The organism is Pantoea sp. PNA 14-12 (genome assembly GCF_004364735.1).
Taxonomy (GTDB): domain Bacteria; phylum Pseudomonadota; class Gammaproteobacteria; order Enterobacterales; family Enterobacteriaceae; genus Pantoea; species Pantoea stewartii.
In genome coordinates, this window is sequence record NZ_SOAJ01000005.1 from 269,082 (window position 1) to 282,993 (window position 13,912).

12 protein-coding genes are annotated in these 13,912 nt (G+C 52.4%); 8 read left to right on the forward strand and 4 right to left on the reverse strand.

Features of this window, described 5'->3' with window-relative positions; translation table 11 throughout:
• Positions 1-512 precede the first annotated feature (512 nt).
• On the forward strand, positions 513-899 hold the full coding sequence (locus tag C7434_RS17955) for a VOC family protein (RefSeq protein ID WP_033742461.1): 387 nt from the start codon (positions 513-515) through the stop codon (positions 897-899).
• Positions 900-906: 7 nt separating this feature from the next.
• Here the strand turns inward: C7434_RS17955 and C7434_RS17960 are convergent, their stop codons facing one another.
• Positions 907-1,218, reverse strand: a complete 312-nt coding sequence (locus C7434_RS17960; protein ID WP_033742459.1) for a hypothetical protein — start codon at positions 1,216-1,218, stop codon at positions 907-909.
• A 175-nt stretch (positions 1,219-1,393) separates the two neighbouring features.
• Here C7434_RS17960 and C7434_RS17965 point away from each other — a divergent pair, with 175 nt between their 5' ends.
• The 5 genes from C7434_RS17965 to C7434_RS17985 all read left to right on the forward strand — a co-directional run bounded on the left by C7434_RS17965 (position 1,394) and on the right by C7434_RS17985 (position 8,516).
• Positions 1,394-1,678, forward strand: coding sequence for a hypothetical protein (locus tag C7434_RS17965; protein WP_006121951.1), 285 nt, complete (start codon positions 1,394-1,396; stop codon positions 1,676-1,678).
• Positions 1,679-2,317: 639 nt separating this feature from the next.
• Complete coding sequence (locus C7434_RS17970; RefSeq protein ID WP_033742457.1) at positions 2,318-3,010, forward strand: response regulator; 693 nt, start codon at positions 2,318-2,320, stop codon at positions 3,008-3,010.
• Positions 3,007-4,194 carry an ATP-binding protein gene (locus C7434_RS17975; RefSeq protein ID WP_033742456.1) on the forward strand — a complete coding sequence of 396 codons (1,188 nt, stop codon included), beginning with the start codon at positions 3,007-3,009 and terminating at the stop codon, positions 4,192-4,194. Before C7434_RS17970 ends, C7434_RS17975 begins: the two co-directional genes overlap by 4 nt.
• 117 nt (positions 4,195-4,311) lie before the next feature.
• A complete protein-coding gene (locus C7434_RS17980; protein WP_110268489.1) occupies positions 4,312-5,445 on the forward strand; it encodes an efflux RND transporter periplasmic adaptor subunit in 1,134 nt (377 codons plus the stop codon).
• Entirely contained in the window at positions 5,442-8,516 is a 3,075-nt protein-coding gene (locus tag C7434_RS17985) for an efflux RND transporter permease subunit (protein WP_033742453.1), read from the forward strand. Before C7434_RS17980 ends, C7434_RS17985 begins: the two co-directional genes overlap by 4 nt.
• Before the next feature lie 252 nt (positions 8,517-8,768).
• On the opposite strand, the gene C7434_RS17990 is transcribed toward C7434_RS17985, so the two are convergent.
• Positions 8,769-10,427, reverse strand: coding sequence for a methyl-accepting chemotaxis protein (locus C7434_RS17990; protein WP_033742450.1), 1,659 nt, complete (start codon positions 10,425-10,427; stop codon positions 8,769-8,771).
• Positions 10,428-10,739: 312 nt separating this feature from the next.
• Between C7434_RS17990 and C7434_RS17995 the strand changes: the two genes are divergently transcribed.
• Positions 10,740-11,084, forward strand: a complete 345-nt coding sequence (locus C7434_RS17995; protein ID WP_033742448.1) for a gamma-glutamylcyclotransferase family protein — start codon at positions 10,740-10,742, stop codon at positions 11,082-11,084.
• 4 nt (positions 11,085-11,088) lie between these two features.
• Here C7434_RS17995 and C7434_RS18000 read toward each other — a convergent pair whose 3' ends face one another.
• Complete coding sequence (locus tag C7434_RS18000) at positions 11,089-11,994, reverse strand: DMT family transporter (protein WP_033742446.1); 906 nt, start codon at positions 11,992-11,994, stop codon at positions 11,089-11,091.
• 169 nt (positions 11,995-12,163) lie between these two features.
• On the opposite strand from C7434_RS18000, the gene C7434_RS18005 reads away from it, so the two are divergent.
• Positions 12,164-13,048: an AraC family transcriptional regulator gene (locus C7434_RS18005; protein WP_033742444.1), complete on the forward strand. Its 885-nt coding sequence runs from the start codon at positions 12,164-12,166 to the stop codon at positions 13,046-13,048.
• A gap of 606 nt (positions 13,049-13,654) precedes the next feature.
• Here the strand turns inward: C7434_RS18005 and C7434_RS22245 are convergent.
• A complete protein-coding gene (locus C7434_RS22245) occupies positions 13,655-13,855 on the reverse strand; it encodes a hypothetical protein (RefSeq protein ID WP_232368668.1) in 201 nt (66 codons plus the stop codon).
• Positions 13,856-13,912: the final 57 nt, after the last annotated feature.

The following is a 13,912-nucleotide window of genomic DNA, read 5'->3' on the forward strand; positions in this document are numbered from 1 at the left end:
ACTGTTTTGCCTTTTTTCCAGAAGAAAGAGGATAAGTTTGAAATATGAAAACAGCCAAAATGTAATCTTATGCTCATTTTTTTCCGTTAAAATCCGCGAAAAGAGGCAAAGTACACTGACCTCTGATCGTGAAGTCAAATATTAGAAAAATATTCACTTCATAACGATGCCAAATGATACGCTCGTAACCTTAACCAAACATTAAACGCTTCATTCAATTCACAAATTGACACGATCTTTATTAGGTTTACCAGATTAATCACATTAAATAAACAGATATGTTTGACAGTTTCATGAAGAGATTACCGCACATTCTGCAAATGCTGCCAGGCGGTATCTACATTGTTGACAGATAGCATTTTCTAAGGGAAAGTCGGAGTTTTGATACACGCGTTGCACTCATAAAGTGACGGTGATCACTTTTCTAACTTTTAGATTTTTTTCTTATGAACAAGGAATTACGCGTCACTACATCGTCAGTTGAACCTGCTGATTCTCGCTTCTGGAATTCGATGGTGCCGGAACTGACTGTCACTGATTTTGCCAGATCCTTTGCGTTTTATGTCGATGAACTGGGGTTTACTGTGAGAATAAGACGCATTCACCCAGACTTCGCTTATCTCTGTTATGGTGAAGCGCAATTAATGATTGAACAGCAGCATGACGCGGGCTGGCACACCGCAGAGATGCAGTATCCTTTGGGACGCGGTATTAACTTCCAGATAGAAGTCTCCAATATTCAGCAGCTTCACACGCGCCTGGTGAAAACGGGCACGCCCTTGTTCCGACCACTTAGCGAAAACGCCTACTATACGGGTGAGAAATATGAACGCCAGCAGGAGTTACTGGTTCAGGATCCAGATGGCTACCTGCTGCGTTTTTGTCAGGTCTTAGACTGAAAAAACATTACAGCGCGACCACCTCGCTGACCTTATGGTGAAAGACATAGGGATCGGAGATCAACCCAAACTGTTCGTCATCCGCATAGGTAACTGCCACCGGGTAATCCTCGCCAGCAAACGCTTTCACTGCCGCCAGATCCCGCCAGTATGTGGCCAGAAAGAAATGCTGCCACTCTCCCTGTGCAACCTGATGAATAAAAGCGCCTGTGTTACCGGGTACCGATTCTGCATGCTGCACGCCCGTCTTCTGTAGATGCGTAAAAAATGCCTCTGCGTGCTGCTGAGGGACACAACCATGCCAGGTTCTGACAATCATCGTTTTCTCCTTTTAATGACGTAATGTCATGGTAACACGCTGTTTTTATAAAAAATTAAGACTGGCAGTGAAAAATAATGTTGTCGGCTGGCACAAATCCGAATTTGTTCTACATTTAGTGGCCCGACCAGGGGAACGACATTCATCACAGCAAAAAACAAAAACGGTAAAAATTATGGAATTGAGCAAGTTTGAGGTCAGAACGGGCCTGTGGCCACACATGCATTTCACGGATATTGAATACGATCACCGTGGCGGAAGTTACGAAATTTATGCCACCGATGTGACCAATCAAACCAAGAGTAAACTGTTTATCTGTCGTACCACGGATGAACAACAGGCGAAGCAACTGGCGGAGCAATTTAAAATCTGGCTGCCCAAAGTTAACAGCAGAAAGCGTAAAGCGACGGCGAAATCCGCACTTACCGGTTACGATCGCGTCGCGTGCCATAAAGGGTAAATACGGATTCATGCTGGCCGCCCCGTAGCAGATGAAGGCTGCTGTGGGGCGGCCTTGCACAGAAGCGATAAATCACGCGACCGATCAGGTTTGCGCCAGACATTACGCGGCGGCGTTATTAAACCGGGCGGTTTTTCATCGTATCAGTCGGACAGCCTTGTATGAACGCCACCTGGCCTGCCCGTAACCACTTGCTGCCCGGCACCATGCCAGTCTTGCCTGAGCAAAACGCTCACCATAAAAGTGACAGTGTCATGTTTTCTGCCCGGCGCTAACGCATCGGCATCGCAGACATTCCCCACACTGAGCAACCCCCGTAATGCCTTAAACGTAAACGTCTGACTCCGCCTGGTCAGCCGTTTGATAACAACATGAAAAAGCGTCTGATGTCCGTTCATTATTTCTGATCGAGCCCTTTTTCATCACGTTTTTTTATTAGGCGTATTGTTTTTCTCTCTGGCATCCTGCGCATTCCCTTCTCTTCCTCCAGCCGACATTAAACTGACCATGTCTTGCCGATTTTTTCAGGTTATTATCGTTTTGCTTAATCACATTAAATGCAGACGACACGGCTGACATGCCAATAGAGCGGTGCGGGCACATACGGGAAATGAGGGAAAAAAAATCAAAGTGGCCCCAATGAAGTCTAAACGTGTACTGATTATCGAAGATGATGCCGATGCAGCCGGCGTACTTGAAGCCTATCTTAAACGTGAAGGCTACACGGTGATGATTGCTGGCGATGGAATGACAGGACTTGACCACGCGCAACGCTGGCAGCCCGATCTCATTCTGCTTGATGTGATGCTGCCCGTCATGAACGGCACGGAAGTTCTGGCGGCCCTTCGACGCAGGGGAAATACACCAGTGATTATGGTGACAGCGATGGGAGATGCCCCCGACAGGATCGGCGCATTACGCTATGGTGCAGATGATTATGTGGTGAAACCCTACCATCCTGGCGAGGTCGTCGCACGTGTTCAGGCCGTTTTACGTCGCACCCAACAAAGTACCGTCCCCGACAACACATTGTGTTGGGCGGGTCTGGAAGTCGATACTGAATCGCTGACAGCGGTAGTAAAAAATGAACAGGGCATTCAGCGGCTCGATCTGACCCCAACGGAGTTTTCGATTCTGGTGACGTTAATGCGCGCCCCAACCCGCCCGTTTAGTCGCTTATTCTTGCTTGAACACTGCCTGCCTGAAAGTGATGCGCTTGAGCGCGTGGTTGATACCCATGTTTATAACCTGCGACGCAAACTGGAAGCCGCAGGCATGTCAGATATTTTACCTGCGGTTCGCAGTGTGGGTTACAGGTTCAGACAACCATGAAACTAAAAACGCACGACTCAATGTGGCGCTGGATCTGCATCCGTATTTTGATAATCGGTCTGGGAAGCGTCATCCTTATCGCGTTTTGCATGTGGCTGCGTTTCGCGCTGCAAATGCTCTGGGTTTACTCTCGCATGCCTGCGGACGTCTGGGCGGAGTTTTCCCGCATACGGTTACACCCGGAGCAGGCACCGGCTCGCTTTCATCAGATTGTCGATCAGTGGTGGGGCGTCGGCTTTTCCGACCCGTCAATCGCCTCGGCTGACTGGCTGACGGTCGCCGTGCTGGTCGCCGTGGTGATTCCGTTCTTTATTGTAATGGGGCTGCGCTTCGCCCGACCGCTGGCGAAACAGTTTAGTCAGCTGGCGAATGCGGCACGCGATGTGGCACAGGGGAAATTCGGCACATCGGTCGGTCAGGTCGACGGCGCGCCACAGGAATTAGTGCGGTTTACGGAAGACTTTAATCTGATGACCCAGCAGTTAGCCCGTTACGAACGCGAACTTAAAGCTTCGCAGGTTGCCATTGCTCATGAACTACGATCGCCACTCACCGCAGCCATTGGCCGCTTACAAGGCATTGTAGACGGCGTATTTGCGCCGGAACCTCAGCAGTTCTCCATGATCATGAAGCAGCTGACGCAGCTGAGCCGCCTGACGGATGAACTGCACTTATTATCGTTAGCGGAAGCTGGCCAGCTTACGCTCAGCCTGAGCCGGTTTAACCTTACCGAACTGTTACGCGAACGTACGGCGTGGCTGGCGCCTCAGGCTGAAGCCGAACAGATGATGATTGAGGTGCAGTCACCCGGCCAACTCTCTTTCACTGGCGATGTCTCCCGGCTGGGCCAGGTGGTAACCATCTTAACGGAAAATGCACTGCGCTATGCCGCAGAGGGGAAACGGTTTTCTGTGACCGCTCATACCTCGCCCGCCGCTGTCACACTGCAGTTTCGTGACTATGGGCCGGGCGTGGATCCTCAGTTTCTGCCTGTCATTTTCGACCGTTTCACCCGGGCAGAATCGTCACGCGCACGGCATTCCGGCGGAAGCGGTCTCGGCATGTCTATTGCGAAGGCTATCGTGGAGGCGCACGGTGGGGAGATATTTGCACGTTTGCCTGCGGACGGCGGACTGCAGATTACGATCGCTTTGCCTTTATCTGACGACGCGCGCTCAATCTGAGTGCGTGCTGGCCTGGACAGGCTTTTTTGTCTGCCTTGACCATTTCTTGATAATTCATCGAAGGTTTCTGGACATAACCCGCTTTAAATGAGCCTGTCTCATTTCAGGAATACGGTTATGACAGATTTTATTCCCGCTTTTGCCCGTCAGGCGCTGCGTCATCTGAGCTTTCCGGGTTATGTGTTACCGTCACTGTTTGTCGTGGCAGGCATGCTTATCCTGTCAGGCTGCCGGGAGGAAGCGCCGCCTGCACGTGAAGCGCCTCGTCCCGTGCGGACAGTACTGGTTCCGCCCTTCTCCAGCGGTGGACTGATGACGCAGACGGGTGAAATTCGTGCCCATGAAGAAATTTCGCTGGCTTTCAGACTGGATGGCCGCGTCATTACCCGCACCACGGACATTGGACAGCATGTGAATGCCGGTCAGGTTCTGGCGACCTTAGACAGTAATGCCGCTCAAAACCAGCTCAGCAGTGCCACTGCCGATCTGGCGAGTGCGCGCGCCTCAGAACATGTTGCCGCACTTACGCTGCGTCGTATGCAGCAGCTGATGCCCGGTGGGGCCATTTCCCGTTCGCAGTTAGACAGTGCAAAAGGTGACTGGCAGGCGGCCGTTTCACGGCGTCAGAGCAGTGAAGCCGCGCTTAAAAATGCCCAGGATAATCTCAACTGGACGCAGCTTACCGCACCGCGCGCCGGTGTCATTACCGCCGTCAATGTCCAGCCGGGTCAGGTGGTAAGCGCCGCGCAGTCCGTAATGACGCTTGCTGCTGATGGCGATCGCGATGCTGTCTTTGACCTTGCTGAACCCTCGCTGGCGGAGTACGCCTCCTCCACGCCCTTCAGCATTACGCTGTTATCGAACCCTGCGATAAAGACACAAGGGCATTTTCGCGATATCAGTCCGCAGGCCGATCCGCAGACCCGCACCTGGCGGCTGCGTGTCATGCTGCCTCAACCGCCGGTCGCTATGGCGTTGGGGTCGACCGTCGTGGGGGCCTTTCCCGGTAAAACCGAACAGGTTGTCACCCTGCCCGCCAGCGCTCTCACGCGTGCCGGTGATCGTCCCGCCGTTTTTGTGGTGAACACCCAGTCCCATCAGCTTTCACTCAGGCCGGTCACGCTGGCGCGCTTCGATGCCCAACATATCTATCTCAGTGCCGGCGTGATACCGGGTGAGCGCGTAGTCACCGCAGGCGTGAAAACGCTCTTGCCGGGAGAGCGGGTACAGCCTGGGGAGGATGAAAAATGAGAAGATCGGCTGAAAGAGCCCGCTTTAATCTCTCTGCCTGGGCGTTAGCACATCAGCAACTGGTGGTGTTTTTCATGCTGTTGGTGATGACGACGGGTGTACTGAGTTACATCGATCTGCCCCGTAATGAAGATCCGGCGTTTACCATCAAAACGGCGGTCGTGTCCGCACAATGGCCCGGTGCCACTGTGGAAGACACGATGCAGTTAGTGACGGATACGCTGGAAAAAAAACTGCAGGAAACACCGTTCCTGGATTTTATCGAGAGTGAAACCCGGGCGGGAAAGGCCGTCATCTTTGTTAACTTGCGTGATGATACGCCGCCGGATCAGGTCCCGACTATCTGGTACCAGATTCGGAAAAAAATGCAGGATATCGCCTCATCGCTTCCACAAGGCGTTCAGGGTCCCGCTGTTAATGACGAATTTGGCGACACCTATGGCACGATTTATGGCTTTACGGCCGATGGCTTCAGTCCGCGAGAACTGCGGGATAAAGTCGATGAGATCCGTCGAAGCCTGATGGATGTGCCAGACATGGGTAAAATTACCCTGCCCGGCGAACAGGAAGAACACATTGTTATCGCGTTTTCGCCACGGCAGTTAGCGGGCATGGGCCTTACGCTTCGGGAGGTAAGTGATGCTCTGGCCGCGCAAAATGCCGTTGCGCCCGCAGGTGTAATACGCACTGATAAAGAAAATATTGCACTTCATGTCAGTGGTGCATTGACCTCGGCTGATAACCTTAAGGCCATTACCTTACATATCGGCCAGCGCTTTATCCCGCTGACCAGTATTGCCACGATAACGCTTCAGCCTGCTGAACCGCCGGCGTCAACCTTCCGGGTCAACGGCGAGCCTGGCATTGGCCTGGCCATCTCCATGGCCCCGACGGGTAATATGCTGAAATTTGGTCAGGCCATTCATGCGCGCATGGAGACGATTGCCGCCCAGCTCCCGCACGGCATCACGATGGTGAAGATCGCTGATCAATCCACCGTTGTTAAAACCGCCGTCAGTGGCTTTGTGCGGGTGCTGGCGGAAGCGGTACTGATCGTTCTGGCAATCTCGTTTTTCTCGCTGGGTTTCCGTGCCGGGCTGGTGGTCGCCGCTGCGATTCCCCTCGTTCTGGCCATGACATTCGTCGGCATGACAGTGGCCGGTATTGGCCTGCAACGCATTTCGCTGGGGGCTCTCATTATTGCGCTGGGTTTACTGGTCGATGATGCCATGATCACGGTTGAAACCATGGTTTCCCGCCTTGAGGCGGGAGACAGCAAAGCGCAGGCCGCAACCTTTGCGTTTAAAACCACCGCTTTTCCTATGCTGACGGGAACGCTGGTGATGATCGCCGGTTTTATTCCGGTCGGTTTTGCGGCCTCCAGCGCCGGTGAATATTGTTACTCCCTTTTTGCAGTCGTGCTGATCTCGCTGCTGTGCTCCTGGGTCGTGGCGATTCTGTTTTCCCCGGTTATCGGCACCTGGCTGTTAACTGAGCAGGTGACAGCCCCATCACCACCTCCCGGGCTGATGGCCCGCTGCTATCGTCGTCTGCTTGATCGGGTTTTACACTACCGCTGGACAACCGTGATAAGCGCCTTGTTATTGCTGGGAATGGGGATTGCAGGCACTACATTGATGCAGGGCGAATTCTTCCCCGCGTCCGATCGTCCCGAGCTGTTAGTGAATCTTTCGCTGGCGGCAAATGCCTCTCAAAGTGAAACGACACGGCGTACCGCACAGCTGGAAACCCTGTTGCGCGCCGATCACGATGTCGATCACTTCTCCAGCTATGTCGGCGCAGGTGCCGTGCGGTTTTATTTGCCCATGGAAGTCTTGCTGGACAATGAAAATGTGGCGCAACTGGTTGTGGTGACTAAGAACCTGGAAGCGCGCGATCGCGTTCGACGCCGCCTGGAGGCGACACTGGCGCGGGATTTCAGCGATCTGACTGCCCGTGTGGCCCCTCTCGAACTGGGCCCACCCGTCGGCTGGCCATTGAAATACCGCGTCACCGGCCCTGACTACAGCAAAGTACGGGACATCGCGGAAAAACTGGCTGCTCAACTTTCGCGTTCGCCGAATACGCGTGAGGTAAATATGACGGCTGGCGAGCCCGAGCGGGAAATCAATGTTGAGGTAAACCAGACTGCTGCACGCGCCGTCGGCGTCTCCTCAGAAAGCATTGCTTCCACACTGAATACTGTCATGTCCGGCAGTACCGTGACCACGGTTCGCGATCATAACCGGCTGATAGATGTGGTTCTGCGCGGCAACGATCGGGAACGACAGGACACAGCCATCTTAGACAGCCTGATGCTCAACACAGCTTCCGGGCAAAAAATTCCGCTTGGGCAGGTCGCCACACTGAAATGGCAGCTCGACGATCCGGTGATTTGGCGACGACAGCGTTTGCCCTATATCACCGTGCAAACCGATATTGCACCTGAGCAACGGGCCGAAACGGTGTCTGATCAACTGAGACCTGGCCTGGATACTCTGCGGGCAACCTTGCCCGCAGGTTACGCCATTGAAGAAGGTGGAACCGTCGCCGAGTCGAATAAAGGTAACAGTTCGGTGTTTGCCGTTTTGCCGGTCACCCTGTGCTGCATGCTTGTGTTATTGATGCTGCAGTTGAAGCGGTTCTCCAGAATGCTGCTTGCGCTGCTGATGGCACCTTTCGGCCTGCCGGGGATTGTCCTGGCAATGTTACCGGGTGGCACGCCGATGGGGTTTGTCGCACTGCTGGGCATCATTGCGCTGGCGGGCATGATTATCCGTAACGCCGTAATCATGATCAGCGAGGTAGACAGCCATGCGCAGGCTGGCATGGCACAGGGTGACGCCATCCGCCATGCCGCACTGCACCGGGCGCGTCCCATCCTGCTCACTGCCTGCGCGGCAATCTTCGGCATGTTACCTATTTCACATCAGGTTTTCTGGGGGCCAATGGCATTCGCGATCATCGGTGGGCTGATCACCGGCACATTGGTCACGCTGACCCTGCTGCCTGCCTCACTCAGCCTGATAATGGCATGGGAAAACCGCGGCGCGCCCCGATCGCGCACATGAGGGCGGCGAATATTGTCACTGGGTTACTGATCGCAGTGCGCAACGGAATGAGGCATACGGTCTTGGTATGGAGGGCATGAATGGCGCACAAGGCCTGCACAGTATCACTAGCGTGCATCGAAAGAGAGAAACGCGTCTTATGCGCCAAAAAGAAGGCTTTTCGCCACGCAAAACGCATATCAATAAGAAAGCGCTGCGATATCGCAGCGCTCGTGTTCTGGGCCTGAAGTGATCAGGCCCAGTGACAGCGCATCAGAAACTTTCCCAGTTAACCTTGTCTGCACCGGTGGCATTCAGTTGCGGTCTTTTTAACACAGGCGATGCATAGCTCACGGCTACAGGGGACGATACTGCCACCTGCGTGACGCTCTCGTTAACTTTGAACGTTGACACCAGTCTCGACAACGTTTCCGCCTGCTCCTGTAAAGATTTGGATGCAGATGAAGCTTCCTCAACCAGGGAGGCGTTCTGCTGCGTGACCTCATCCATCTGGCCGATAGCCTGGTGCACCTGCTCAATGCCTTTGCTTTGCTCGGCTGTAGCAGCGGCAATTTCATTAACCAGATCGGCAACCTGCTGAATAGCATGGCCCACGTTATCGGAGTTACTGCCTACGCTTGTTGCCTGCGTCAGCCCCTGTTCAACCTGCGAAACAGATGTGGTGATTAACTCTTTAATTTCACGAGCCGCGGATGACGAACGTTGTGCCAGATTGCGAACTTCTGATGCCACGACCGCAAAACCACGGCCATGCTCACCCGCACGGGCAGCTTCAACGGCGGCGTTAAGGGCCAGAATATTCGTCTGAAATGCAATACCTTCGATCAGCCCTGTGATATCAGATATTTTGGCTGAGCTACCGCGAATTTCATCCATCGTGGTCAGCATCTGACTCACGGCTTCGCCGTTCTGCCTGGACAGTTTATTGGCGTTATTGGCCAGGTTGCTGGCCTGGACTGCGCCCTCGGCATTTTGCCGTACGGTATCGCTGAGCGTAGCCATACTAACCGATGTCTCTTCCAGCGAGGCGGCCTGTTGCTCAGTGCGAGATGACAAATCTTCGTTGCCAGCCGCAATCTGCGTCGATCCTGTGCTGACGGATTGCGCCGCATGATTGACTGACAGCAGCGTAGTCGATACACGCTTAAGCAGATCATTAAACGCCATAGCCGTTTGACCAATCTCATCCTTTCTCAACACCGGCGCTAAGCGTGTCAGATCCAAATTGCTGCTCACTTCAGCCATGGTATCTTTGATGCTGGTAAGGCTACGTTTAATGCCAACAATAATATTTATTGAGAACGCACCGAGCAGCAAAATAACCAACAGTGATGCACAGGTCATCATCCAGACGGTCTTAGAATAAATCTGATTATTCTGTGCTCTGAGTGCATCACCAATCTGAATGTTCAGCTCAATTTGTTTAGTGAAATCAGACTCCATTTTACGTGCGGCAGCGCCAATGCCATTGTCACTTTGCAGGAGAGAAAGTGACAGTTCATTATTATGGCTACGTGACGCAGCAAGAAAAGCAGGTAACGCGCTGCGGACCGCATCGAGGTTACGATTGGCCCCAACGGTCATTTCTTTATCTTCATCACTGGAAATATCATTCGCCATATAATAATCATTTAATGACTTGATGTTATTAATAATGGTATTAATTTTTTGTTCTGCTTCAGCCTGCTTAGCGCTGTCTGTCGCCGTCTGATGGCGATACAGGGCCAGCCCCAGTTGGTTAGTTGCGCTAATTGACTTATTCAGATCTTTAATGCTGGGAATAGCATTAACCTGAACATATTCAAAGCGCGACTGAAAGCCCGAAATCACAGATAAAGAAACAGCAACAAGCGCACAAAGTGATAAAGCAAGCAAAGAAAATGCCAGCACTAAACGCTGCGTGATTGTCATAGAAAAAACTCCCCCGGATAGGTAAAAACTACAATTATTTTCACAGGCCTTTATCGGAAAATAACTAACCGGCTTTACAACGTAATTTTATTTCCAGAACCTTGAAAAAAAGAAAACAGCGACTATGACGGGATATTTTGTCACTAACAGAAACTATAGGGTTAAATGTGAACAGGTTGTTTCATTAAAATATAAATCCATGATAATAAGCGCATATTGCTACGCACCGCCTGTGCGTTAAAATAGAACGTTCTCCATAATGACAACCGCAGTTCGTGCAGCTAAGGTAGCGGTTTTTACACAGAGATAATGATGGAAAGGTTATTCGTTTATGGCACTTTGCGCCCGGGCCACAGTAATGCCCACATTCTCGACAGGGTCGGAGGCAACTGGCAGGCAGGTTTTGTAAGCGGCATTTTCTATCCTCAGGGGTGCGGGGCAGCCGCAGGCTTTCCTGGTCTGGTGCTGGATAGCCGAGGTCCGCGCGTTGAGGGTTACGTTTTTAGTTCTGATAATCTCTTATCATACTGGCCCATGCTGGACGAATTTGAAGACGGGTACGATCGCCTCAGGACGGAAGTGACCCTTGAAAACGGTGACACTGTCACCGCTTATGTCTATCAACTGCAACCGCAATGCACACCGCCGCGCGCATAAACAGCTAATGCGCGTTTGTCAGCGCTTTACGCCTGAACCACTGCATGGGGCGGGCAAACATTACCAGGTTACCGCTTAAAATCAGTAGCAAGCCGGCCACACTATGACTTTGCCAGGTATAGCCTTCAAAAAGTGTGGAGAACGATAACGCGACCAGAGGGAACATAAGTGTGGTGTAGGCGGCTTTGCCCGCACTTGTGCGTTTGATCAGGGTGAAATAAGCCCAGAAAGCAATGACGGAACCAAACACCGCCAGGTAAAGTAAGGCACCGAGATAAGTGAAGGTCCATTGCGGTGAGAAGCTGGCACCACGAATAATAGCGATAAGGCCCATAACGAGGGCACCATAAAACATGGCCCAGGCGTTGGTGGTCATCGTCTCAAGATGCCGACGCTGATGGCGCAGGCTGATCATATTGCCTAATGAAAAACCAAAGGTACCCAGTGCTGACAGCCCCATTCCCATGAGCGCGGTACTGTTCCAGTCGCTGATATGCAGATCGTGCCAGAACAGGACGACCATGCCGGTTAATCCCAGTGCGGCGGCAAACCAGAAACGGGGGAGTGGGCGCTGGCCAAAGAAAATATAACTGTTTACCGCGTTATAGAGCACGGCCATCGAAAAAATCACCGACTCCAGGCCTGTATTAATGTAAGCCGCAGCCGTGTAAAAACACCAAAAATTAAAGCAAAACACACAGCATCCCTGGATCAGACAAAACAGATGGTCCTGCCATGCCAGGCGGCGCAGGCGTCCCAGCAGCGTTAACAGGATCAGCATAATGACGCTGGCGATGGCAAACCGCCAGAATACCGAAACCGTGACATCTACAGGCCCCTGCTGTAAAAAAATAGCGATCCAGGTTGTTCCCCAAATCACGACCACAATGGCGTAAAGTATTGCGTTCATCGTTATCCCTCTGCCTCAGACTCTCTTCACTGTGACGTAATCGCGAGGGGTCGGCTTTCATCATGTTGCGGTCGGGTTGCAAAATCTTGCGCATTTTAGCGTGATACATCTGGCTACCTGACGTCTGTCATCCTAGACTGGACCTCTGTTTATCAAGCGGAAGCATGCCATGTCTCGCGTTTACGACACCTTTGAAACACTGCGTCAAAAAAAGGCCGTGCTGCGGGAATCGGTGATGCTTAATTCGGGCATCCGACTGGCCGCCTGGCACAACAAACAAGACCGCGTTACCGTTAACAGCAATCATCATACGCTCAGCCTGTATATTGCTGATGGTTATGAGAGTTACCACAAAACGGCAAACGGATGGCGCAACGGCGGCGGACCGAATAAATTTTGCCTGATGCCGCAGCACAGTGAATCGACCTGGGATGTACGCAGCGATCTCTCCTTCGTGCATCTCTACTGCACAGATGAGCACCTGCGAGAGGTCGGTGAAAAGATTTGGGATCGCAGCCCGGCCTCGTTATCCCTTGATGAAAAGATTTTTGCCAGTGATGACACGATTACGGCGTTGTATCGCCAGTTTTTACTTAGCTGCGACTGGCAGCAGCCAGCCAATCAGCTGATGCTGAGCACCGCCAGCACGTTGTTGTTAACCCATCTGATTCAACTCTATTCGTGTGTCCAGTGGCGGCTTCCCTCTGTCACGGGCGGACTTGCTCCCTATGTGTTGCGCAATACCCTGGCGTTTATTGATGCGCACCTGGCTCTGCCCCTTACTCTGAACGTTCTCGCCAGCCAGGCCAGTCTGAGTGAATATCATTTTGCCCGGATGTTTCGTCAGTCACTCGGCGTTGCACCTCACCAGTACGTGATGAAGCGCCGGATGGAAAACGCGCGTCAGATGATCGTATCGACATCATTGTCGTTAACCGAGATTGCACTGGAGAATGGTTTTAACTCACTGAGCCATTTCAGTAACCGGTTTAAGCAGGTGACCGGATCGACGCCGTCGCAGTTACGCATGGCCAGCGGCCCTCAATTGTTGTGAATCGTCTCAGTCATGGACGAAGCACCCCGCGAGTTAACCTAAACCAATCCTCACACATTGGCGGTTCGTGCTTTGACGCATTGTGTAACCTGATTACACTACGTGCAGATTCATTCGGACGCCCTGTGACGGGATAACCTTCGTTTTACCCTTCCGATGAGTAAAACGCTTTCGTGATGGTTTTGCTCGCCCTGGGGCGACAGCAGGCTTCCCGTCGCGATGACTGGCCTTTTGTCCGGTTAATCATGAATCAGACCATAAGGACCACCGTCATGTTTATGTTCAAAAATGCGCTATTCCCGCCTCCCGGATGGACGGCATCCTTGCTGTAAGGCATCCGTAAAGCGTTTTTAAACGCGGAACGGCAATGCGGCACCCCTGCCTTGCACAACGGAACCACACCACTGACGTACTGGCAGACCTCACGCTGTTCCTGTAACGCGCTAACCCCTTTTTGAGTGAGGCGGCTTTACGCCTTTACCGGAAACCGGTGAGCCCCTGCTCTGCCTGAAGCCACGAAACAGACCTGTCCTGCCCCGATTTGTTGCTTTCTGCACAGTAGGGTCAGGCGCTCATCATTAACCAGGGAGGAATACTATGAATCGTTCATCCGAAACCGCGATAACCCTGATCTTTCTTTTTGTCGGCTTTATCGTGATGTCGGCAGGTATTTGGCAAATACTGACGCAGTGAGGGAAGGCAATGCGCAAGTTCACGCTTAACCAGATTTTTATTCAGGTTGTTGCCATAGCGGCCATCCTCATCCTGCTGACGATCGTGATTCGTTAACCACTCAGGACCAGACATTACCTGCGTCTGGTCCGTCAGATACCGGACCCGGTGGGCGCAGCGTAATGCCCACGA